Raw genomic sequence first — 23,554 nt, forward strand, 5'->3', positions numbered from 1 at the left:
CGCATCAAAACGCTACGCACTAGGCTATTTAGCGGGTAAAAATAAACGATTAAAAATATTGTTGTAGTATTCAAGCCAATCAACAAGGAGCAAAACATGAAAACCTTTAAAAACCTGCTCTGTTTTAGCCTGATCGCTATGAGTTGGCTCCAAGCGGACATGTTGGATAATTTCACTAAGGCTATTAACAGCTACACCACTAAAAAGCTTAATGAAATCAAGGATCAAGTCAATAGCACTAACCCCACTAAAAATCGCAATACCGCTTATAACGCTAATGGCATGCTCACTAACATTGATTGTAAAGTCTTAAAAAATAACTTTTATTCGGTGTGTTATTCTAGCGAGTTAAAAAACCCTATTTATGGCGTGAGCGTGTTGTTTGGGGATTTAGTGGATAAAAATAATATTGAAAAACGCTATGAGTTTAAGACGGACACACGATTAGCCAAATACCAACAAGCCACGACACAAGATTACACCAGAAGCGGTTTTGATAGGGGGCATTTTGTGGCGAATGACGCTTCTTTTGATTTTGCGTCTAACCCTTTAAGAGAGACTTACAGAATGACTAATATCACCCCTGAAGCCAAAAACACCAACAGGCATTCTGTTTTATTAGTAGAAAAAGAGGGTCGTAATTTGGCCAGGAAATACCATCAAGTTTTAGTAGAAGAACTCACCATTATCAAACAAGGTTATAGAACCTTTAGCTCTAAGAATATCGCTATCCCTAGCGGATTTTGGTACCACTATGATACAAGCCTAACGGATAGCTATGAAAACGCTAAAAGCGAATGCTTTTATATCCCTAATGACAACCAAAAGTATCTCTTACAAGAAATGAGAAAAGATTGTAAAGAATACGAGCGGGTTGAAAAGCAGGTGGTTTTTAAGAACAATAAAAACACTGAGTTGAATGAATTGCCTAAGTATCTTAACAACGCTAAGAAGTATTAAAACCGCTCTTAAAATGCCCGTAAAAACACCGGTATTTTGGATAAAGGTTTAAGAAATCAATCCCTAAACGGCTAAAATTGGTTTTTTATTAGAAGCGATAAAAGTTTTATAGGCGTTGGAGGAATGAGATGAAATTATTATTACAATTATGGCAAACACAACAATAGATCTGGGTTTAAGATAATCTCTTATGGTTGTTTGCTGGTTTGCTGGGTAAATCCATGCTGTCCATATGAAACAGCCTATAATCCATAAAAACAATCCAAATACCCCATTTCGCTTCTCGCACCCCTAAAAACAACAATATACAAAATTTTAAATTATTTTACATGAACTCCTGGAGTTTGTTCGCTTGCGCCATCCATTTTGCAAGGCTTTCATAATCGTTATTTTCTATCCAAGCCTTAGCTTGCGCGATTTCTTTTTCGCATTTTTCAATCGCTTCTAAGACATTGTCTCGGTTTTGTTTGAAAATATCTTTCCACATTAAAGGCGAGCTTTTAGACAAACGGCTCATATCCCTAAAACCCCCACCCGCTAAGGATAAAATCACCTCTGGGTCGTTTTGCTTTAAAACGCTATTGGCTAGAGCGTAGCTCAAAACATGGGGTAAATGGCTGATATAAGCCACACGGGTGTCATGCTCGTTGGATTTCATCTTGATCAAGCGTGCTTTAATGCCTAAAAAGATTTCTTTAGCGATCTCTACTTGCTCAGCCCCTGAATCTTCTAAATCGCACAATATCACCAAAGCGTTTTCATACAACCCCTTAACGCTCGCTTTAGGGCCATAAAACTCTGTCCCGCACATGGGGTGCGCGGCGATGAAATTTTGACGAATGCTTTTAGGGATATTGCGAATGATTTGCACTTTAGCGCCCCCTAAATCAATAATCGTTGCGCTTTTTTTAACGGGAGTCATTTTTTTCAAACATTCAATGATGCCCTCAACTGGAATGGCCAAAAAAATCACATCGCATTCTAAAATCTTTTCAAATTCCACGCATTCATCTACAAGCCCCAAAGTCAAAGCCAATTTAGCATGCAAAGCGTTATGATCATAGCCTATAACGCTTTTAAAACGCCCCCATTCTTGTAAAGCCAGCCCTAAACTCCCCCCCATAAGCCCTAAACCAATAATGCCTGCTTTCATGCCAAATTCTAAAGTAAGGTTTTTTCTAACACTTCAGCGATGTTTTTCACCGCAACGATGTTTAAATTCTCTCGCACTTCAGCAGGGATCTCGTCTAAATCCCTTTCGTAATTTTTGACAGGAACAAGAGCGGTTTTAATGCCGGCTTTAAAAGCGGCGATCAACTTTTCTTTCAACCCTCCTATGGGTAAAACTTCCCCGCTCAAAGTCAATTCGCCCGTCATTGCCACTTCGCTTCTTGTAGCTCGGTCGCACAAAATGCTCGCCATCACGCTCGCCATAGCGATCCCAGCGCTCGGTCCGTCTTTAGGCGTAGCCCCCTCAGGGACATGCAAGTGCAAATCATAAGCGCTATAAACTTTCAGCGCTTTTTTCTTTTTCTTATTCTCTGCATCGGTTTCGCTAGGGATTTTAGGCGCTTTTAAGGTTTCGTTATCCAATAAGACTTTGACAACAGAAAAGGCAATAATGGCGGATTCTTTCATCACATCGCCTAAACTCCCGGTGAGTTTTAATTCCCCCTTGCCTCTAATCTTAAGCGCTTCAATTTTAAGCACATCACCGCCCACTGGAGTCCATGCCAAACCATTGACGATACCGATTTTATTTTCTTTATCTATGGGGTCAATTTCAAACACTATGCGTTCTAAATACTCTTTAAGGTTGCTGGGCGTGATAGAGATGCAGAAATTTTTACCCTTATCTTCGCTTTTTTCATTTTCGCCTTTTTTGGTTCGCCCTTTTTTGTGCGGGTTATCTTCTAGGTATTTTAAAGCCACTTTGCGCATAATCGTTGCGATTTGTCTTCGTAAATCCCTAACGCCCGCTTCTCTGGTGTATTTTTCAATAATGAGTTTCAAACACTCATGGCTAATATCCACTTCGCTAGGCTTTAAGGCATGCTTTTCTAATTCTTGGGGGATGAGGTAGTTTTTAGCGATTTCTTCTTTTTCATTAGGCGTGTAGCTGGACACGCTGATAAATTCCATTCTGTCTCTTAAAGGGGCTGGGATTCTGTCAATATTGTTAGCGGTAGCGATAAAAATCACTTGCGATAAATCAATGCTGAAATTCGCATAATGATCCCTAAAAGCGGTATTTTGCTCAGGGTCTAAGATCTCTAATAAAGCGCTCGCTGGATCGCCCCTAACGCTCCTATCCACCTTATCAATTTCATCTAAAACCATGACCGGATTCATCTTTTTGGCTTCAATAAGCCCTTGGACAATGCGCCCAGGCATTGAGCCTATATAAGTGCGTCTGTGCCCTCTTAGTTCATTCACATCTTCTAATCCCCCTAAAGCGATCCGAACTAAAGGGCGCTCTATCGCTTTAGCAATGGAATTAGCCAAACTCGTTTTACCCACGCCAGGAGGCCCATAAAAGCACAAAATCGTGCCTTTAGTTTTGTCTTTTTTTTCTGGCTTTTTCTTGTGGCGCATTTCTAAAAGCTGCATGGTGGCAAAGTATTCCACAATACGCTCTTTAGGCCTTTTTAAGGAATAATGATCCTTGTCTAGTTGTTCTCTCACATGCTTAATGTCAAGCGCTTTTTTTTCATATTGCCCAAAAGGCACATCCAACATGGTTTCAATATAATTTTGCAAAGTCGCGCTATCAGAGCTGTCTGCATGGGTTCGGCTCAGTCGGTCAATTTGCTTTTTAATCTCCTTAAACGCTTCTTCTTTCAAGAAAGGCTTGATGCTTTCTAGTTTTTGGTAGTACTGGTTTAAATCTTCATCTCGCTGTTTGTCTGTGCCAAGCTCTTTTTGGATTTGTTTGAGCTGCTCTTTTAAGAAATATTCCTTATTGGTTTGCTCCATTTTTTGATGGACTTTGGATTTGATTTCTTTTTGGAGTTTTTGGGTTTTAGTCTCTTCTATCACAATATCAATCAAATCCAACAAGCGCTGCTCGGTGTTGTTGTTGGCAAAAAGAGAATACGCTTGATCTCTTTTCAAATGCAAGGCCGCTGCGATTAAATCAGCGATGCGGTTAGGATCGTCATTGTCTTCTAAAGCCTTGATCAAATCCGGAGGAAAGAGCGAGCTGACATTGGCTAGAGTGATCACTTTTTCTTTTAAGACTTCCACGATAGCTTGAATGTTTTCTTTATCGTATTCTAAATATTCAATAGGGCTTATTTGAGCTTCTAAAAAGCCTTGCTCGTTTTCTTTAGCAGGCTCTAAAATACGCCCCTTAGCGATGCCATTAAAGAGCAATTTCACGCGCCCATTAGGCATGTTGGCTTCACGCATGATAGATCCAATCACCCCCACATCATAATAAGGGGCTTCATTGTCGTTCAATTTGTCTTTTTGGCATGCAATAAAGACTAATGATTTATTGTTTTTAGCGTAAGCTACCGCCTTGATGCTCGCGTTATTTTGCAAAAAAATAGGGGCTATCATAAAGGGGTATAAAAAGGTGTCTTCTTCTACCAATAAAGGCAGAATTTTAGGAAAATCTTCAGTCATTTTTCATCTCTCTGTTATAATTTGCATGGTTTGAAATATCCTACCAATCAAAAATTAACACATACCAAGGCATGTGCGATGGTTTGGGTTTAGTCTCTTTTTCTAAAGTCTCATCTATCCTTTCTAAATAGCGTTTCACGCCCTCAGGCTTGTGGCGTTTTTTATAGACATTTGCGATCGCGCGATTGAGCTCGTTTTGCCCTAAAATGAATTTGATTTGCATGTATTCTACATAGGGGCGGTAACGGCTGTTAGGGTATTTTTCTATAAATTCGCCTAAACTCACAATAGAATTAGAGATAAATTCCTGGTCTTTAGAATGGTTTTTGAAAGCGTAATAATGCGATTGCAATTTTAAAAAAGTTAAATAATCCACATTGTCCTTAGTCCCAAAGCGCTTGATGTATTCATCAAAGTAAAAAGACGCCAAAACATACTCTTTCTTTTTCATGTGCGCTTGCCCTAAAGCTAGCATCGCTTCTGGGATAAGGGGGGAATTGATGTGTTCGCTCTGTAAAGAAGAATAATAATTGTCCGCTGTTTCTAAATTAGCAAAAAGGATTTCTCTTAAAATCCCTTGATACCAAAAAATCGCCGGTTTGTTGTATTCGTCTTTTTTTTTCTTTTTGTTTGCACAACCGGTACCTATAACAATAATCGCCATTGTGATAAAAAGGAAAGTTTTAAAATGTTTTAAACGCATGCCACCTGTCTTATAAAATTAGATTTTTGAATAACTCATTATTTTTTCTTATCTTTCTTGTTCCTACCGAATAATGTAAAAACTATTTCTCCAAATCAAGCCCAGCCGCACCAAAAAGGCGCCACCCATCGCTAAAATGAGATTTACTAGGATGATTTTTCTTGATTTGTGGTTTTATCTTGCTCATTCCTCACTCCTTGTTGTATTTTATAATTATTCAGTTAAACTTCCATCATGGTTAAGTTATTGGGATTATACCCAAAACTAGCAAAAATTGATTTTACCAAAATTGTTTGATATAATACAGAGTTTAGTTTAGAAATCATTGAGCGCTGGTTTTAAGGCGGTCTTTTATTCTTTAAGGAGAAGATTTTGTGCTTTTTTAAAGGGAATGCAATCGCCTATGATTTTTGATGTGAAAGCACCTATATTAGGGTTTGAAACCATTCATAAAATGCGCTTGCAAAAGGTTGATGAAATCTTTTTGCGTTTGAATAGTGCAGAAGAAAATTCCGTGGTGTCTTTCACGCTAGTCAATCCCTTTGCTTTAAGAAAATACGAATTTGAAGTGCCTACCCCCTTAAAAATCCTTTTAGAATTAGAGGGAGCCAAGAGCGTTCTAGTCGCTAATATCATGGTGGTTCAAACCCCCATTGAGCTTTCTACGGTGAATTATTTAGCCCCTTTAATTTTCAATTTGGACAAGCAGTTCATGGGGCAAGTGGTTTTGGATTCTAACAAATACCCACACTACCATTTAAGAGAGAATATTCTAAGCCACACGCATGAATAATGCATGAGCGGTACTTATACAAAGCGTTTCTTTAAGCTTATGGTGCAATGCATCGGTGTTTTTGCAAATACAAGCGAGCGGTTTTCTTATGGTATAATAGCGGTTATTTTTTAGAATAACCAACGCTAAAAATAGCACTTTAGTTGAACCAAAACAAGGAGTTTATTTTATGGAACAAAGCCATCAAAACTTACAATCCCAATTTTTTATAGAGCATATCTTACAGATTTTACCTCACCGCTATCCCATGCTCTTAGTGGATAGAATTATAGAGTTACAAGCCAATAAAAAAATTGTCGCTTATAAGAATATCACTTTTAATGAAGATGTGTTTAACGGGCATTTCCCTAATAAGCCCATTTTCCCGGGCGTTTTGATCGTAGAGGGCATGGCGCAAAGCGGAGGGTTTTTAGCCTTCACTAGCTTGTGGGGGTTTGACCCTGAAATAGCCAAAACCAAAATCGTGTACTTCATGACGATTGACAAGGTTAAATTCCGCATTCCTGTAACCCCAGGCGACAGATTAGAATACCATTTAGAAGTCTTAAAGCATAAAGGCATGATCTGGCAAGTGGGCGGCACGGCTCAAGTGGATGGCAAAGTGGTCGCTGAAGCCGAATTAAAAGCCATGATCGCAGAGAGAGATTAAAAAATGAGTAAAATTGCAAAAACAGCCATTATTTCTCCTAAAGCAGAGATTAATAAGGGCGTAGAGATTGGGGAATTTTGCGTGATTGGAGATGGCGTCAAACTAGATGAAGGCGTGAAACTCCATAACAATATAACCTTACAAGGGCATACTTTTATTGGAAAGAACACCGAGATTTTTCCTTTTGCCGTGCTAGGCACACAGCCTCAAGATTTAAAATATAAGGGCGAATACAGCGAACTGATTATTGGAGAAGACAACCTTGTTCGGGAATTTTGCATGATAAATCCCGGCACTGAAGGGGGGATTAAAAAAACCATTATTGGGGATAAAAACTTGCTCATGGCTTATGTGCATGTCGCTCATGATTGCGTGATTGGCAGTCATTGCATTTTGGCTAATGGCGTAACTTTAGCAGGGCATATTGAAATAGGCGATTATGTCAATATTGGCGGTCTTACAGCGATCCATCAGTTTGTGCGTATCGCTAAAGGGTGCATGATAGCCGGTAAGAGCGCTTTAGGCAAAGATGTGCCGCCTTATTGCACTGCAGAGGGCAATCGCGCTTTTATTAGGGGGTTAAACCGCCACAGGATGCGCCAATTACTAGAGAGTAAGGATATTGATTTTATCCATGCGCTTTATAAGAGATTGTTCCGCCCTGTCCCCTCTTTAAGAGAGAGCGCTAAATTAGAGTTAGAAGAGCATGCCAATAACCCTTTTGTGAAAGAGATTTGCTCTTTTATTTTAGAGAGTTCTAGGGGCGTGGCGTATAAGCCAAGCGAATATTCTAGCGAAGAAAAACAAGAGGAATAACATGAACGAAACGCTTTATTGCAGTTTTTGCAAAAAACCAGAATCAAGAGATCCCAAAAAACGCCGCATTATTTTTGCGAGCAACCTGAATAAAGATGTGTGCGTGTGCGAATATTGTATAGATGTGATGCATGGGGAATTGCACAAATATGACAGAATGGATTCTTTATTGGCGCTCAAGAGAGAGCGATTGAGAAGAATGGAATCAGGCGCTTATGAAGAAGAGTTTTTGCTCTCTCACATTCCAGCCCCTAAAGAGCTTAAGGCGGTTTTAGATAATTATGTGATAGGGCAAGAGCAGGCCAAAAAGGTTTTTTCCGTAGCCGTGTATAACCATTACAAACGCTTATCTTTTAAAGAAAAACTCAAAAAACAAGACAGCCAAGACAGCGATTTAGAGTTAGAGCATTTAGAAGAAGTGGAGTTGAGCAAGTCTAATATTTTACTAATCGGCCCTACAGGATCAGGCAAAACTTTAATGGCGCAAACTCTAGCCAAGCATTTGGATATTCCTATCGCCATTAGCGATGCGACTAGCCTGACTGAAGCGGGTTATGTGGGCGAAGATGTGGAAAATATCCTTACAAGATTGTTGCAAGCGAGCGATTGGAATGTTCAAAAAGCCCAAAAAGGCATTGTGTTTATTGATGAGATCGATAAAATCAGCCGTTTGTCAGAAAACCGCTCTATCACTAGAGATGTTTCTGGCGAGGGCGTTCAGCAAGCGTTATTGAAAATCGTTGAAGGCTCTTTAGTGAATATCCCCCCCAAAGGCGGCAGAAAGCACCCTGAAGGCAATTTCATTCAAATTGACACGAGCGATATTTTATTCATTTGTGCCGGAGCGTTTGACGGGTTAGCGGAAATCATTAAAAAACGCACCACGCAAAATGTGTTGGGTTTCACTCAAGAAAAGATGAGTAAAAAAGAGCAAGAAGCGATTTTGCATTTAGTCCAAACCCATGACCTGGTTACTTATGGACTTATCCCTGAGCTTATTGGCCGTTTGCCGGTTTTAAGCACGCTAGATAGTATCAGTTTAGAAGCGATGGTGGATATTTTACAAAAGCCTAAAAACGCCCTAATCAAGCAATACCAGCAACTTTTCAAAATGGATGAGGTGGATTTGATTTTTGAAGAAGAAGCGATTAAAGAAATCGCTAGACTCGCTTTAGAGCGAAAAACCGGGGCTAGGGGCCTAAGGGCGATCATTGAAGATTTTTGTTTGGATATTATGTTTGATTTACCCAAGCTTAAAGGATCGGAAGTGCGTATCACCAAAGATTGTGTTTTAAAACAAGCTGAACCTTTGATCATTGCTAAAACGCATTCTAAAATGCTTCCTTGAAAAATACGCTTATAAATTTAATGATAAAGGATTGGAAAGGGCATGATTTTTAGCAAATTAATCGGTTTGTTTTCGCATGATATTGCCATAGATTTAGGCACGGCTAACACGATCGTGTTAGTCAAAGGGCAGGGCATTATTATCAATGAGCCTTCTATTGTGGCGGTGCGCATGGGGTTGTTTGATTCTAAAGCTTATGATATTTTGGCAGTGGGGAGCGAGGCTAAGGAAATGCTAGGCAAAACCCCTAACAGCATCAGAGCGATTCGCCCCATGAAAGATGGCGTGATTGCCGATTATGACATTACCGCTAAAATGATCCGCTACTTTATTGAAAAAGCGCACAAACGAAAAACATGGATCCGCCCGCGCATCATGGTGTGCGTGCCTTATGGGCTGACAAGCGTGGAAAGGAATGCGGTTAAAGAGAGCGCTTTGAGCGCGGGAGCGAGAGAGGTCTTTTTGATTGAAGAGCCTATGGCAGCTGCGATCGGGGCAGGCTTGCCCGTGAAAGAGCCGCAAGGGAGTTTGATTGTAGATATTGGCGGTGGCACGACTGAAATTGGCGTGATCAGTCTTGGGGGGTTAGTCATTTCTAAAAGCATTAGAGTGGCTGGGGATAAATTGGATCAAAGCATCGTGGAATACATCCGCAAGAAATTCAATTTATTGATAGGGGAGCGCACCGGCGAAGAGATTAAAATTGAAATCGGGTGCGCGATCAAACTAGATCCGCCTCTCACGATGGAAGTGTCAGGGAGGGATCAAGTGAGCGGGCTGTTGCACACGATTGAATTGAGCTCTGATGATGTGTTTGAAGCCATTAAAGATCAGGTGAGGGAAATCTCTAGCGCTTTAAGGAGCGTGCTTGAAGAAGTGAAGCCGGATTTGGCGAAAGACATTGTGCAAAATGGCGTAGTGCTTACCGGCGGTGGGGCTTTGATTAAGGGCTTAGACAAGTATTTAAGCGATATGGTTAAACTCCCTGTGTATGTGGGCGATGAGCCTTTATTGGCGGTAGCCAAAGGCACAGGGGAAGCCATACAAGATTTGGATTTACTCAGCCGTGTGGGTTTTAGTGAATAATGCATGCGTTTTTATTTTAAATTCCTTTGGCTTTTAGGGATTTTTCTTATTTTTTATTTTTTAGACATTAAAGGCAGTTCTTCTTATATCAGCGACCGGATTAAAAACGCCTTGATGAGCGCTAAAAACAGCTTATTAGACAACATTCAAGCGTATTTTTTTCAAGCCCAAAACATTAAGGAATTTCAAAAAGAACGCTTGATTTTAGAAGCTTTAAAACTAGAAAACGCCGATTTGAAAGAGCGCTTGAATAGTATTTATCCTTTAGAAAATCCAAAAATGACTTATACCCCCACTTTTATGACTTCATTCATCAGTTTAGAAGACACGCACAGCGTCTCTCTTAACCCTGTCATGGATTTAGAAGAAAATAAGATTTATGGCCTTGTTTCTCACAATCAAGCCATAGGCATTGCCGTGCTAGAAAAAGGGCGCTTGAATGGGTTTTTGAACGCTCACAAGCGCTGCGCTTATAGCGTGATGATAGGCAAAAATCAAGTGCTAGGCTTTATAGGATCTAATTTCAAGCAAGAATTAGTCGTGGAGTTTATTGTCCCAAGCGCTGAAATTAACATAGGCGATCAAGTGCTAACGAGCGGGCTAGATGGGATTTTTGGAGCGGGGGTGTTTGTGGGCGAAGTTTCAAGCATTGAAGATCATTACACTTATAAAAGCGCGGTGTTGAAAAACGCTTTTTTAAGCGAAGCCAAACTTTTAAGGCATGTGTTTTTAAGCGATGTGAAAAACTAGCCTTATAGGCTAATAAGCGGATCTTTTAACCCCTTTCAATAAGTTTAGGCTAATTGTTTTAGAAAAAAATCTTTTAATTCCCCTTCTTTAATCCAATCATCTCTATAACGCTCCCCCACATCATCCTTATTTCCATAAAATTTTAAAACCACTTTGATTTTGAGATTGGGATCGTCTTTAGGGTTAAAAATTTTATCTTTAAAAAGTTGATACGCATCTGCCTTATGCTCGTAATCAGTGTGTTTGCTCCCTTTAGGATCAATGAAGCAAATGATCTGCGCACCACCCTTTTGCAACCAAAAGATAAAATCAGGGAAAAATTTCCTTTCTGTAGCGCCGTTGTCTATATAGGGAATAAACAAATTGTCTAAATGCTCATCAATCTTGCTGAACGCCCAAAAATCATAGTTTTCTTGCAGCGTTTCGGTAATCTTAACAACTCTTCTAAAAAATCGCTCTCGCTCTTTACCTTAACCACATGCTTAAGCCAATCGCAGTTTTTGGCTTTAATGAGCGGGGTATAGTAATGCTCTTTGAGTTTTAACAGCTCTGCTTCATCAACTTTGAATGTTCTGTCTTGTTTGTGTTTTTCTTTATCCAAAGGCGCATACTCTTTCACTTCTTGGATTTTTTTAACCAATTCTTCTTTTTTATCCGCCTTAACTTTAACCCTTTTAAAATGCACGATTTTCTCATTATCTAGGGCGTTAAACTCGTCTTTAGGCACTTTTTGATTGGGGTATAGCTTGCCTTTAATTTCAGAAATCATGTAATCTAAATCTTTATAATGCCAAGTTGATACCTTTTTAAAATGCGCTGTTTGTATCATTTCTTTTAGCAGCGTGTAATCTTTAGGGTTATAAATTTCATGCTTTAAAATAAAATGTTTTTCGCTCATTAAATGAAAATACTCTTTTAAATCCTTAAAATTTTTTTCACTCATTTTAAACGAAGCGCTTGGAGAAATTTTAAGAGCGTTGGTTTGTTCTTTTCGGTAGCAAGGCACGAATAATGCGTGTTTTATAGGCGTTTTTTCTAATTTGATTTCACGCCAAGAACCTCTATTCTCACCCTTATTTTCGCTCTCTTTTTGGAACTTTAAAATCGCTTCAAGGCTTGCATGGTTGGTGGGTATCACAAAAAGCGTTTCTAGCATTGCAGCGTTTGGTTTCAATTTTTCTTTAATAGCTTCATCTATGTCTAAATACGCTAACCTTTGGCGTTGGTTTTTGACGCTTTCAATCCTTACGCCCCTGCCAAAAGATTGTTTCACCAGCTTTTTAGCGTCATCATCAAGCCCTATATTTAAAAATAAAATCACGCTAGGCCTTGTGCTATCCCACCCAGTGTCAAAAGTGCGAGACCCCACTAAGATATTGATACTGCTCTTATCAATCTGGCTGAAATAGCTCTCTTCTTTAAAGCTCAAATTCTTACTCACCACCTTCACGCTCTTTAATTTTTCACAAATCCATTCTGTAATATCGCCTATTCTAATCAAGCAAAAGACTTTGTCGCTTGTGTTGAGCTTGAAAGCGATTTCTTGGTTGTTTTTAGGGTTAATAATCACTTCAATATGCCCGTTACTGGCATAAAAAACTTCTTCTTTTAAGCCTTTAAAATCCATGCTTTTTAAACCCTCTTTAAAAACCTTAACCTTATAGTCTTTATCTTTGTCATCGCTAAAAAGAAATTCCGGATTCTTTATTTCCTCTAATAAATCTTCTTTAGCCTTTAAAAAATCGTTTCCATCGTCATTTTCAATCACGCGCGCTAAAGTTTTAAAAAAGATTTCCGCATCGCTGTTTTCCACATTCACAGAATGCGTGAACACGAGCATTAAAGGGTCGTAAAAATAGCCTTCTGTTTTATAGCGTTTTTGCATGCCTAAAAGCAATAACGCTTTTAAAAGAGCGATTTCTTTTTCCCTATCGTTTAAATCTTTTAAATCCTTAAAAGCGCTTAAATTGTTTTTCTTCAATAAAACAGACTCTTTACCATAGCCAAGCTTCACCCACTCGCCCACGCTCAAATTATACACCGCAGTGATGAGATCGCTTTCTTCGGTGAAAGTGGCGCTGAAATTGAATAAAAACCCTTTTAAAGACAAGAGACTAAAGATAGCCTGTCTTTTGCTCTCAGACTTGTTCCCCTTATGCGCTTCATCTAAAATCACATAATTTTCCCCATTATCCCAATAATCCTTATAATTTAAAAGGTTTTCCTTGCTTTCTTCATCATTCATCAAATCCGCGCGGTAATAAAAAAGAGCGATTTTTTCCATTTCCTTTAAAACATTTTTTGGAGCGCGATAAAAATCCTTATGGGTAACGCTTTTAAGGCTTTTGAAATCAATTTGCTTAAAATAGTCCTTACCCCGGTTGTATTTTTCAATTTCTTTTTCAAATTGCTTGATCAAATTTTCATTCGCGCTAAAAAACATGATGTTTTTCTTAGGGATCAAACCCATTCTTATAGCCACGCTTAAAAGCTCTACCAGTTTGATAATGACAATCGTTTTACCGCTCCCTGTGGCCATGTAAAAGGCTAAGCGGTTGATCAAATTTTCAAAACTCACGCGCTGATTTTCCACCTTAAAATGGCTCTTTAACAAAGGATTGAGTTTCTTTTTAGCGAAATCGCAATGAGCGAATGAATAATGTTTTTGATAAAATGCGTAAAATTCTTTTTTGTTCTCTTTGAAATCTCTAAAATAAGCAACAAGCATTCTAAAAGCGTTAATCAAAGCTTGCTGTTGGTAATCTAAAAGCTCCTTATTGCTATCAAAGCTTTTAAAGTCTAGCCTTTCTAATGGCTCGTTAATCTCGTTAGTGTTTAGTTCCTCTTCAGCGAGTTTTTGAGCGACAAAAATTTCGTTATCGGTGGTTAAATCTTTTTTCTTTGCCATGATTTTCTCCTTACCAAATGAGCGCTTCTTTTAAGGCTTTTAAAATTTCTACTTCTTTATCATTCCCTTTAAATTTCACCACCTTTTCATTAAAAAACTCCACTTTCAACCCCCATAAATTTTCCAAAGTTTCTTTAATATCCACGCCCATTTTTTCTAGCGCTTCTACATTGAGCGTGTAAGATTCGTTTTTGCATTCCACTAAATCGCTGTATTGTTCATCATAAGCTAAGGGTTTGTCATTGTCTTCATACTTGATTTTCCTTAAAATCTCTTCATAGCTTTCTAAAGCATAAACTTTCATTACCCCTCCTCCATTAAATTCTTTAGCCGCACCGCTTTTAAAACCGCCTATAACCTTTTTAAGGCGCGGCAAAATCACGCGCTCAAAATGCTCCCCCATTTCAACACCGATATACTTTCTCTTAAGCTTGTGCGCTACTGCGCAAGTCGTCCCGCTCCCAGCAAAAAAGTCTAACACGAGGTCGTTTTCTTGGGTAGAGATTTCTATAATGCGTTTGAGTAGGGCTTCGGGTTTGGGGGTGTCAAATGGTGAAACACTTAATCCTAAAACCTTTCTTACTTCGTCTTTTGCGGAAGTAATAGACCCTAACTCAGTAAAAATGCTTGACATAATTGCCGTATTGGCATCATAATCGGATTGATAAATTTTTAACCTTGGCACATTGTCATCTTTTAAAAATAAATCAATTTTTCCGCTCATAATATTCATCATAAGAAAATTTCCAATTTCTTATACACTCATTGCCACTTGGTAATTTTATTGCAAATTTGTTTTTATCAGAGTTTTGATTAGGACTAGCAGCATTGCTACTAAACCATGCGCCTTTAGGGTCATTGTCTAAATTTTCAAAAATCATTGTATTTTTTAAGCGATTGAATACTAGACTTAATTTATTTTTTGCATACACTAAAATATACTCATGTTCTTTTCGTATATGTTTAGATTGTTTTAAGACGCTACTTATAGAATTCCAAACTACATTAGCTACAAAGTTATCACCCCCCCATTAAAGACCTCGTCCATGAGCGTTTTTAAATACGCCTGTTCGTTGTCATCAATGCTCACAAACATCACGCCTTTATCGTTCAATAAGCTATGTGCAAGCTCTAAGCGGTTTTCCATCATAGAAAGCCAGCTGGAGCGTTTGAAATTATCCGCATAAATAAATTCATTGTTTTGCGTGTTGTAAGGCGGATCAATGTAAATGCAATCAATTGTTTCTTTATAGCGGTTTTTAAGAGAGTTTAGGGCTTGGTAGTTTTCGCTTTTTATGAGCGTGCCGTTGATTTCATCTTCATTGAATAAGCTTTTAACCTCTTCTTCTAAATCTTTAAAATAAATCGTGTCTATGGGTAAAAACTCATTTTCTAAAAGATTGTCTGTGGTTTTTAAATTCGAGTCTTGCCATTCTTGGACTTGTTTGGGGTAGTTTTTGTGGTTTGTGATTTTGTCTAAATTGTAGTTTTTAGCTTTTAATTGATCCAGGCTTACAATGAAATGCGAGTTTAATACAAAACGAGGTTTGTTCCAAATCTTACAAAGTTCGTTTTCAAATTCGCTCACTAATAAAATGACTTTTAAAGCCACTTCCTTAATGGTGTTGATTTCATTAAGGCGTTTAGCGTCAAATTCAGTCATTTCTTTAAAAAGGTATTCAAACAAATACAAATCCAATTGCTCTTTTAAAAACCCTAGCGCGTTTTTATGGATAAAATAATCCATACTGCCTTGCTTTTTGAATTTTATAAACGCTTTTTTTAACACTTCTTCATCAAGTTTGACGCCTTGATTGAAACAACCTTTTAGGATTTCACTTATTTTTGTTTGATTCCCTTGACTACTGAGGGTAACGCTAAAATTTAGGGTGTTAGTTTTTGTGTCTGTATCTTTGAGAGTAAAGACTAAATCTATTTTTTCATTATTCTTTTTGCTTTCTAATGAAGAAGTGTCAAAATTAAAAATAATGTTTTCTAATTCAAAGCAAAAATCCTTATAATTCGTTTCGCTTTTCACGTAATAAAGATCTTTAGTTTTATAAAATAAGGCGGTGTCTTTTTTAAGGGAGCATTTTTCATAATCGCTTTTAGTATAAAGGCTATCATAAAGGGGCGTGTCGTTGAAATAAATCCCTCCATTAGCGCTCAAATAACGCTTGAAAAAGCTATAGAGTTTGTCAAACAATTCTTCTTTAAGATCGTTGTTGTTTTGGCATTTACAATCAATGAGTTTTTCTAATTCTTGTTTTTTTCTTTGATAATACTGGCTCTTAGCCTTCAATAGATTGAGCATGCCATTTTTTACCGCTCTAGGGGTAGGATCTAAAAGGCTTTCTTGCTTGTCTTCAATCTTAACGCCTATAAAAAGGTTTTCTAAAACTTCATAAAATTGCGCTTCGTTCGTTTTCATTATAACGCTCCTTAAAAAACATAAGAAGTGTTATAACAAAGCCCGCTCATTAAGCGCTACAATACCCCCATGCAAAAAAAGATTTTTTTACTAGAAGACGATTACCTTTTAAGCGAGAGCGTTAAGGAGTTTTTGGAGCATTTGGGCTATGAAGTGTTTTGCGCTTTTAACGGGAAAGAAGCTTATGAAAGGCTCTCTGTTGAGCGCTTCAACCTCTTGCTTTTAGACGTGCAAGTGCCTGAAATGAATAGCTTGGAATTGTTCAAGCGCATCAAAAACGATTTTTTAATCTCTACGCCTGTGATTTTTATCACCGCCTTACAGGATAACGCTACCTTAAAAAACGCTTTTAATTTAGGAGCGAGCGATTATTTGAAAAAGCCTTTTGATTTGGACGAATTAGAAGCACGCATTAAAAGGTTTTTCAATGATGAACCCATAGAAATCATGCCTAACATTTTTTACCACCAAAATTGCTTGAGTATCAGGGGCAAAAAAGAGATCTTGTCGCCCAAAACCGCCCAACTTTTAGAATATTTTTTAGAGCATAAAGGGCAAATCATTAGCTCTCAAGCGTTAGAAAATAATTTATGGGAGCAAGCTATTGATGATTCCACCTTGCGCACTTATATTAAAGTGTTGCGCAAGCTTTTAGGTAAAAATTGCATAGAAACGCATAAGGGGGTGGGCTATCGCTTTAACCCACTATGAAAAAAAATCCCTCAAACTCTTTTTAGGGACTTATTTAGGCTCTTCGTTTGTGTTGATGCTAGTGATTAGCGTTTTAGCGTTTAACTATGAAAAAAACGAAAAAATCAAAATGATACGCATGGACATGGACAAAATGGCTTCCAAGATCGCTAACGAAGTAATTGCTTTGCACATGCAAACGCATGGGGATTATCAAAACGCTTTAAACGCTCTGATTTCACGCTATAAAGACGCTTCCATAGCCCTTTTTGATAGTAAAAAGCGTGTTTTGTATTCTAATATCCCTGAAAGCGCGGATTTGATTAAAACTCATAAAGAAGCGGGCTTTTTTAGTTTCAAGGGAGAGTATTACCTGTTTAGCGATGAAACTTTCGCTCACTTAGGCGTGGCTAAAATGCTTTTTAAAAATTCTAAACCCCTTCATTTTTTTTCTTTGTATCGTAACATTGTTTTAGTGTTTGTCGTAGCGTTTTTATGCGTGATAGGGGTTTCTGTGTTTTTAGGGCGTTTGTTTTTAAAGCCCATTAGGAATGAAATCACCCGTATTGATCATTTTTTAAAAAACACCACGCATGAATTAAACACCCCCATGAGCGCCTTAGTCTTGTCTTTAAAAACCTTAGAAGACAACCAACAACACCGCCGCATTAAAATCGCTATCCAGCGCATGAGTTTTTTATACCGCTCGCTCTCGTATTTAGTGATGCAAGATATTGAGCGCGAATCCCTTATGCTTTTAGACTTAAAAGCCCTAATTACCAAAGAAAACACGCTTTTTAGCGAGATGATAGACTACCACAAGCTGGAATTTAAAAGCGATTTAGTGGGAGTGGAATTTAAGGCTAAAGAGCAGGATTTCATTTCGCTTTATAGCAATTTGCTCATGAACGCGATCAAATACAGCGTCATGCATGGGTATATCCACATAGAGCTAACGCATGCGTTTTTGAAAGTGAAAAATTTAGGGTATGAAATCCCTAAAGACAAGATCGCAGAATTAAGCGTTCGTTATGCGCGTTTCAATTCTAGCGTGTTGGGTTATGGTATAGGGTTAGATTTAGTGAAAAAAGTGTGTGAAAAGTATAAAATGCGTCTAGAAATTCATAGCGAACCCTCTTCAAAAGGATCGTTTTATGAAAATTCGTTTTGCGTCCAATTTCAAGGATGAAGATGCTTTCAGTGTATGAAAAAGTGAATGCCCTAGACAAAAGGGCGATTGAAGAATTGTTTTTAAGCGAAGACATTTTAATGGAAAACGCTGCTATGGCTTTAGAAAGAGCGGTTTTACAAAACGCTTCTTTAGGCGCTAAAGTCATTATCCTTTGTGGGAGCGGGGATAATGGGGGCGATGGCTATGCTCTAGCTAGGCGTTTAGTGGGGCGTTTTAAAACGCTAGTCTTTGAAATGAAACCAGCTAAAAGCCCCATGTGCCAATTGCAACAAGAAAGGGCTAAAAAAGTAGGGGTAGTCATCAAAGCATACGAAGAAAACGCCCTTAATCAAAATTTAGAATGCGATGTTTTAATAGATTGCGTGGTAGGGAGCGCTTTTAAGGGCGAATTAGAGCCGTTTTTAGACTTTGAAAGCCTTTCTCAAAAAGCACGCTTTAAAATCGCTTGCGACATTCCTAGCGGGATAGATTCTAAAGGCAGGGTGGATAAGAAAGCGTTTAAAGCGGATTTGACTATCAGCATGGGTGCTATTAAGTCATGCTTATTAAGCGATAGGGCTAAAGACCATATAGGGGAATTGAAAGTGGGGCATTTAGGGGTTTTTAATCAAACTTATGAGATCCCAACAGACACTTTTTTACTGGAAAAAAGCGATTTGAAACTGCCCTTAAGGGATAAAAAAAACGCTCATAAAGGCAATTACGGGCAAGCACACATTCTTTTAGGCAAGCATAGTGGGGCTGGATTATTGAGCGCTTTAAGCGCGTTAAGTTTTGGATCTGGAGTGGTGAGCGTTCAAGCGTTAGAATGCGAGATAACTTCCAGTAACAAGCCTTTAGAATTGGTTTTTTGTGAAAATTTCCCTAGCCCATTGAGCGCGTTCGCTCTTGGCATGGGGTTAGAGGGTTTCCCAAAGGATTTTAACAAGTGGCTTGAATTGGCCCCATGCGTTTTAGATGCGGGCGTTTTTTATCATAAAGAGGTCTTGCAAGCCTTAGAAAAAGAAGTCGTTTTAACCCCTCACCCTAAAGAGTTTTTATCGTTATTAAAATTAGTAGGGATCAATATAAGCATGCTAGAATTATTAGACAATAAACTAGAAATCGCAAGGGATTTTTCTCAAAAATACCCCAAAGTGGTTTTGCTTTTAAAAGGGGCTAATACCCTAATCGCTCATCAAGGGCAAGTTTTTATCAACATTTTAGGGAGCGTGGCTTTAGCCAAAGCAGGCAGTGGCGATGTGTTAGCGGGGCTTATTTTAAGCTTGCTTTCTCAAAATTACACGCCTTTAGACGCCGCAATTAATGCAAGTTTAGCGCACGCGCTAGCGAGTTTAGAATTTAAGAATAATTACGCTTTAACGCCCTTAGATTTGATAGAAAAGATCAAACGATTATAAAAGGATAAAAATGGATCATTTAACGCATTTGCAGCAATTGCAAAACATTGAAAGGATTGTGCTTTCAGGCATTGTGTTTGCCAATCATAAGATTGAAGAGGTTCATAGCGTTTTAGAGCCTAGCGATTTTTACTACCCGCCTAACGGCTTGTTTTTTGAAATCGCTTTAAAACTGCATGAAGAAAATTGCCCCATTGATGAGAATTTTATCCGTCAAAAAATGCCTAAAGACAAGCAAATCAAAGAAGAAGATCTGGTCGCTATTTTTGCAGCAAGCCCTATAGATAATATTGAAGCCTATGTTGAAGAGATTAAAAACGCTTCCATTAAACGAAAACTTTTTGGCTTGGCTAACACCATTAGAGAGCAAGCCTTAGAAAACGCGCAAAAATCCAGCGATATTTTAGGCGCTGTGGAGCGAGAAGTCTATGCGTTATTGAATGGCAGCACGATAGAGGGCTTTAGGAGCATTAAAGAAGTGCTTGAAAGCGCAATGGATCTTATTACAGAAAACCAAAGAAAGGGGAGTTTGGAAGTTACTGGCATACCGACTGGCTTTGTCCAGTTGGATAATTATACGAGCGGTTTTAATAAGGGGAGTTTAGTCATTATAGGGGCAAGGCCGTCTATGGGTAAAACCAGTTTGATGATGAACATGGTCTTAAGCGCGCTCAATGACGATAGGGGGGTAGCGGTTTTTAGTTTGGAAATGTCTGCAGAGCAACTCGCTTTAAGGGCGTTATCGGATCTCACTTCTATTAACATGCATGATTTAGAAAGCGGGAGGCTTGATGATGATCAATGGGAAAATTTAGCCAAATGCTACGATCACCTTTCTTGCAAAAAACTCTTTTTCTACGATAAAAGCTATGTGAGGATAGAGCAAATCCGCTTGCAACTGCGAAAGCTTAAATCCCAACACAAGGAATTGGGTATCGCTTTTATTGACTATTTGCAGCTCATGTCAGGGAGCAAAGCCACTAAAGAGCGCCATGAGCAAATCGCTGAAATTTCAAGGGAGCTTAAAACTTTAGCCAGAGAGTTAGAAATCCCTATCATAGCGTTAGTCCAACTCAACCGCAGCCTAGAAAATCGAGACGATAAACGGCCCATTCTTTCGGATATTAAAGACAGCGGGGGGATTGAACAAGACGCTGATATTGTTTTATTTTTATATAGAGGCTATATCTATCAAATGAGGGCTGAAGACAACAAAATAGACAAACTCAAAAAAGAAGGCAAAATTGAAGAGGCGCAAGAGTTGTGCCTAAAAGTTGATGAAGAAAGGCGTATCCACAAGCAAAATGGCAGTATTGAAGAGGCTGAAATCATCGTGGCTAAAAACAGGAATGGGGCTACAGGAACGGTTTATACGCGCTTTAACGCTCCTTTCACGCGCTATGAAGACATGCCCATAGATTCCCATTTAGAAGAGGGACAAGAAACTAAAGTGGATTATGATATAGTTACAACTTGAAAGACAAAACTTTTCAGGGGGCGTTTGAACTTCTTTCAACCCCCAAAGAATACCTGGTGTGTGGGGTGTTTTTAAGCCTTTTGTTGGCAATTAATCTTTATTTAGAATACTTGAATTACCAAAAGCTTGATTTTTCAAAACCGACAAGCCTGAACGCTCAAATCTTGTTGCAATACCCTAAAACTAAAGATCAAAAAACCTATTTTGTTTTAAAGCTCCAATCAAAGGGCATGATCTTTTATTCCACCATTAAAGAGCCTTTAAAAAACCTCCAATACCGCCATGCGCAATTTTTTGGCAAGTTCAAATTTTGTTCGTTCTTAGAGTCTCTAAAATCATGCTTTTTTCAAACCTATTCTTTTTCTTTAACACGAAAACAAGATTTCAAATCGCATTTGCGCCATTTCATTGACAGCGCTCATTCCAACGCTTTAGTGGGTAATTTGTATCGAGCGCTTTTTATAGGGGATAGCTTGAATAAGGATTTAAGAGACAGGGCTAATGCACTAGGGATCAACCACTTACTAGCCATTAGCGGATTCCATTTAGGGATTTTGAGTGCGAGCGTATATTTTCTTTTCTCTCTTTTTTATACCCCCTTACAAAAACGCTATTTCCCTTATAGGAACGCTTTTTATGATATAGGGGTTTTGGTGTGGGTTTTTTTGCTAGGGTATTTATTGCTACTAGATTTTTTACCCTCTTTTTTCAGGGCGTTTTTAATGGGCTTGTTAGGGTTTTTGGCATGCTTTTTTGGGGTAAGGCTTTTGAGTTTTAAACTTTTGATTTTAGCGTGCTGTATCGCTATAGCGTTACTCCCTAAATTGCTTTTTAGCGTGGGGTTTTTGCTTTCTGTTTGTGGGGTGTGGTATATCTTTTTATTTTTAAAACACACGGAAAATTTTTTTAAAACCTCTTCTTTTTTGATGCGATCGTTTCAGGTCATAAGCTTAAGCGCGCTAATTTTTTTGAACATGCTCATCATTGCGCATGCCTTTTTCCCTATGTTTTCGCCCTACCAGCTCTTTAGCATTCCTTTAGGCTTGATTTTTATCGTGTTTTTCCCTTTGAGTTTGTTCTTGCATGCTGTGGGTTTGGGGTCTTTGTTGGATCACCTTTTAAACATGCCTTTAACAATCCCTACGATTTCAATCTCTTCGCCTTTATGGCTTTTAGGGGTGCATTTATTTTTAACGATTTTAAGCGCGCGTTTTTTTAAAGTTTATTTAAGCATGAATGTTTTAAGCGCGGGCTTTTTCTTGTATTGTTGCTATCAATATATTATAATGCCTAGCTTAATTGTAGGTTAGAAAAGTCATTTTATTAGGGATCAAATCATTGCTTAAAAAAATCACGCATAAAATCAAAGCTTTAAGCGAATTGGTCGCTTTGGAGCATACGATATTTTCTAGCATGTTTTTACTCATGGCTATGGTCATAAGCTCCTATCAAAAAAATCAAACGCTCTTTTTTGGGTTAGAAACCTTAATCCTTTGTTTTTTAGCCTTATTAGGGGCAAGAAACTTCGCTATGGGGTTTAACCGCTTGGTGGATAGAGATATTGATAAGGATAACCCAAGGACGAAAAACCGCCCGAGCGTGGATGGCAGGATCAGTGCTAAAGGCATGGTCATTTTTAGCGCTTCAAACGCTCTTTTATTCGTGGGGGTGAGCTATTTCATTAACCCTTTAGCTTTCAAGCTTTCGTTACCTTTTTTAATCATTTTAGGAGGGTATTCGTATTTCAAGCGCTTTTCTTCTTTGGCGCATTTTATCGTGGGTTTGGCTTTGGGTTTGGCCCCCATTGCGGGAAGCGTGGCGGTTTTAGGGGATATTCCTTTATGGAATGTCTTTTTAGCTTTAGGGGTGATGCTATGGGTGGCTGGGTTTGATTTGCTCTATTCTTTACAGGATATGGAATTTGATAAAGAAAGGGGATTGTTTTCTGTTCCTAGCCAATTAGGGGAAAAGTGGTGCTTGAACCTTTCAAGGCTCTCACACCTTGTAGCGCTAATATGCTGGCTTTGTTTTGTGAAATATTATCATGGGGGGCTTTTTGCGTATTTAGGATTAGGGGTTTCAGCCTTGATTTTACTCTATGAGCAGATCTTAGTGGCTAGAGATTATAAAAACATTCCTAAAGCCTTTTTTGTGAGTAATGGCTATTTGGGGGTGGTGTTTTTTATTTTTATTGTCCTTGATGTGGGGTTTAAGCATGCATGAGTTGGTTTTAAGATCCCAAGCTTTAGGGTTTGAAACGCGCTTAGTCCAGTGCGATTTATCGTTCTCTTATGAAAGGTTTATCTCTAAAAGTAAACGCTCTTTAGCGGTGTTAGAAGAATTTGATTGGTTAAATTCTGGCTTTGATTTTTCACGCTTGAATGTTGAAAATGACACTCTGGAATTGCTCAAAGCGCTATATTTTAAATTAGAAAAATTAGAAAGCCTGCTTTTAAAAGAAAAATTACTTGAACTAGAGCAAAAGGATCGCATCACCGCTTTAGGGCATGGGTTAATTTGTATCAAAAAACAAAGCCTGATAGCGCCTCAAACTTACTACGGGCGTTGTGTGTTAGAGGGGAAAATCCTAGCCTTTTTTGGCGTGGCTAGGGATAAAAATTTTTTAGAAATCACTCGCATGCACGCCTTAGATATCAAGCGTTATGATTCTTTCATTGTTGATAGCGAAAGAAAAGGCTTGAAATTATGAACGGGAGCAAT

The 23,554-nt window shown here is 38.5% G+C and carries 19 protein-coding genes and 2 pseudogenes; 14 read left to right on the forward strand and 7 right to left on the reverse strand.

From position 1 onward, the window contains the following. Positions 1 to 96: 96 nt before the first annotated feature. Positions 97 to 960: a DNA/RNA non-specific endonuclease gene (locus HPOKI112_RS00335; RefSeq protein ID WP_025309537.1), complete on the forward strand. Its 864-nt coding sequence runs from the start codon at positions 97 to 99 to the stop codon at positions 958 to 960. 325 nt (positions 961 to 1,285) lie between these two features. On the opposite strand, the gene HPOKI112_RS00345 is transcribed toward HPOKI112_RS00335, so the two are convergent. The 3 genes from HPOKI112_RS00345 to HPOKI112_RS00355 are packed head-to-tail and all read right to left on the reverse strand — an operon-like array spanning position 1,286 to position 5,293. Beyond that, complete coding sequence (locus tag HPOKI112_RS00345) at positions 1,286 to 2,113, reverse strand: prephenate dehydrogenase (protein ID WP_025276564.1); 828 nt, start codon at positions 2,111 to 2,113, stop codon at positions 1,286 to 1,288. An 8-nt stretch (positions 2,114 to 2,121) separates the two neighbouring features. After that, a complete protein-coding gene (gene lon, locus HPOKI112_RS00350; RefSeq protein ID WP_025276565.1) occupies positions 2,122 to 4,590 on the reverse strand; it encodes an endopeptidase La in 2,469 nt (822 codons plus the stop codon). A gap of 40 nt (positions 4,591 to 4,630) precedes the next feature. Continuing rightward, positions 4,631 to 5,293 carry an outer membrane protein assembly factor BamD gene (locus HPOKI112_RS00355; protein ID WP_017284240.1) on the reverse strand — a complete coding sequence of 221 codons (663 nt, stop codon included), beginning with the start codon at positions 5,291 to 5,293 and terminating at the stop codon, positions 4,631 to 4,633. A gap of 403 nt (positions 5,294 to 5,696) precedes the next feature. On the opposite strand from HPOKI112_RS00355, the gene fliW reads away from it, so the two are divergent. Further along, complete coding sequence (gene fliW, locus HPOKI112_RS00360) at positions 5,697 to 6,086, forward strand: flagellar assembly protein FliW (RefSeq protein WP_025276567.1); 390 nt, start codon at positions 5,697 to 5,699, stop codon at positions 6,084 to 6,086. Here the strand turns inward: fliW and HPOKI112_RS07915 are convergent. Beyond that, positions 6,066 to 6,209: a flavoprotein oxidoreductase gene (locus HPOKI112_RS07915; protein ID WP_080275945.1), complete on the reverse strand. Its 144-nt coding sequence runs from the start codon at positions 6,207 to 6,209 to the stop codon at positions 6,066 to 6,068. The genes fliW and HPOKI112_RS07915 overlap by 21 nt on opposite strands. Before the next feature lie 46 nt (positions 6,210 to 6,255). On the opposite strand from HPOKI112_RS07915, the gene fabZ reads away from it, so the two are divergent. From fabZ to mreC, 5 genes are read left to right on the forward strand one after another with little or no spacing between them, the layout of a single operon-like run. Then, positions 6,256 to 6,735, forward strand: coding sequence for a 3-hydroxyacyl-ACP dehydratase FabZ (gene fabZ / locus HPOKI112_RS00365; protein ID WP_000438054.1), 480 nt, complete (start codon positions 6,256 to 6,258; stop codon positions 6,733 to 6,735). A 3-nt stretch (positions 6,736 to 6,738) separates the two neighbouring features. Beyond that, positions 6,739 to 7,551, forward strand: coding sequence for an acyl-ACP--UDP-N-acetylglucosamine O-acyltransferase (lpxA, locus tag HPOKI112_RS00370; RefSeq protein WP_025309538.1), 813 nt, complete (start codon positions 6,739 to 6,741; stop codon positions 7,549 to 7,551). A 1-nt stretch (position 7,552) separates the two neighbouring features. After that, positions 7,553 to 8,899 carry an ATP-dependent protease ATP-binding subunit ClpX gene (clpX, locus tag HPOKI112_RS00375; protein WP_025309539.1) on the forward strand — a complete coding sequence of 449 codons (1,347 nt, stop codon included), beginning with the start codon at positions 7,553 to 7,555 and terminating at the stop codon, positions 8,897 to 8,899. Between the two features lie 42 nt (positions 8,900 to 8,941). Continuing rightward, positions 8,942 to 9,985: a rod shape-determining protein gene (locus HPOKI112_RS00380; RefSeq protein ID WP_000577744.1), complete on the forward strand. Its 1,044-nt coding sequence runs from the start codon at positions 8,942 to 8,944 to the stop codon at positions 9,983 to 9,985. A gap of 3 nt (positions 9,986 to 9,988) precedes the next feature. Continuing rightward, positions 9,989 to 10,735 (forward strand): rod shape-determining protein MreC, encoded by a 747-nt coding sequence (gene mreC, locus HPOKI112_RS00385; RefSeq protein WP_025309540.1) that lies wholly within the window; start codon positions 9,989 to 9,991, stop codon positions 10,733 to 10,735. Positions 10,736 to 10,779: 44 nt separating this feature from the next. Here mreC and HPOKI112_RS00390 read toward each other — a convergent pair. The 3 genes and pseudogenes from HPOKI112_RS00390 to HPOKI112_RS00405 form a co-directional block, all read right to left on the reverse strand. Further along, positions 10,780 to 13,643, reverse strand: a pseudogene (locus tag HPOKI112_RS00390) (DEAD/DEAH box helicase family protein). 10 nt (positions 13,644 to 13,653) lie between these two features. Beyond that, a pseudogene (locus HPOKI112_RS00395) lies at positions 13,654 to 14,524 on the reverse strand (DNA methyltransferase). 128 nt (positions 14,525 to 14,652) lie between these two features. Next, on the reverse strand, positions 14,653 to 16,074 hold the full coding sequence (locus HPOKI112_RS00405) for a DNA methyltransferase (protein ID WP_025309543.1): 1,422 nt from the start codon (positions 16,072 to 16,074) through the stop codon (positions 14,653 to 14,655). Between the two features lie 69 nt (positions 16,075 to 16,143). Between HPOKI112_RS00405 and crdR the strand changes: the two genes are divergently transcribed. The 7 genes from crdR (at position 16,144) to HPOKI112_RS00440 (ending at position 23,543) form a co-directional block, all read left to right on the forward strand. Then, positions 16,144 to 16,785 carry a copper response regulator transcription factor CrdR gene (crdR, locus tag HPOKI112_RS00410; RefSeq protein ID WP_025275480.1) on the forward strand — a complete coding sequence of 214 codons (642 nt, stop codon included), beginning with the start codon at positions 16,144 to 16,146 and terminating at the stop codon, positions 16,783 to 16,785. Continuing rightward, entirely contained in the window at positions 16,751 to 17,953 is a 1,203-nt protein-coding gene (gene crdS / locus HPOKI112_RS00415) for a copper-sensing histidine kinase CrdS (RefSeq protein ID WP_080276247.1), read from the forward strand. Before crdR ends, crdS begins: the two co-directional genes overlap by 35 nt. A gap of 2 nt (positions 17,954 to 17,955) precedes the next feature. Then, positions 17,956 to 19,356, forward strand: coding sequence for a bifunctional ADP-dependent NAD(P)H-hydrate dehydratase/NAD(P)H-hydrate epimerase (locus HPOKI112_RS00420; protein ID WP_025309545.1), 1,401 nt, complete (start codon positions 17,956 to 17,958; stop codon positions 19,354 to 19,356). A gap of 10 nt (positions 19,357 to 19,366) precedes the next feature. Next, positions 19,367 to 20,833: a replicative DNA helicase gene (locus tag HPOKI112_RS00425; RefSeq protein WP_025309546.1), complete on the forward strand. Its 1,467-nt coding sequence runs from the start codon at positions 19,367 to 19,369 to the stop codon at positions 20,831 to 20,833. Continuing rightward, positions 20,830 to 22,143 (forward strand): ComEC/Rec2 family competence protein, encoded by a 1,314-nt coding sequence (locus HPOKI112_RS00430; RefSeq protein WP_025309547.1) that lies wholly within the window; start codon positions 20,830 to 20,832, stop codon positions 22,141 to 22,143. Before HPOKI112_RS00425 ends, HPOKI112_RS00430 begins: the two co-directional genes overlap by 4 nt. A 70-nt stretch (positions 22,144 to 22,213) precedes the next feature. Beyond that, positions 22,214 to 23,056 (forward strand): menaquinone biosynthesis prenyltransferase MqnP, encoded by an 843-nt coding sequence (mqnP, locus tag HPOKI112_RS00435; protein WP_235169399.1) that lies wholly within the window; start codon positions 22,214 to 22,216, stop codon positions 23,054 to 23,056. Next, the gene (locus HPOKI112_RS00440; RefSeq protein ID WP_025276578.1) at positions 23,049 to 23,543 is read left to right on the forward strand and encodes a hypothetical protein; all 495 of its coding nucleotides are present in this window, start codon (positions 23,049 to 23,051) and stop codon (positions 23,541 to 23,543) included. Before mqnP ends, HPOKI112_RS00440 begins: the two co-directional genes overlap by 8 nt. Positions 23,544 to 23,554: the final 11 nt, after the last annotated feature.

The organism is Helicobacter pylori oki112 (assembly GCF_000600085.1).
Taxonomy (GTDB): domain Bacteria; phylum Campylobacterota; class Campylobacteria; order Campylobacterales; family Helicobacteraceae; genus Helicobacter; species Helicobacter pylori_CY.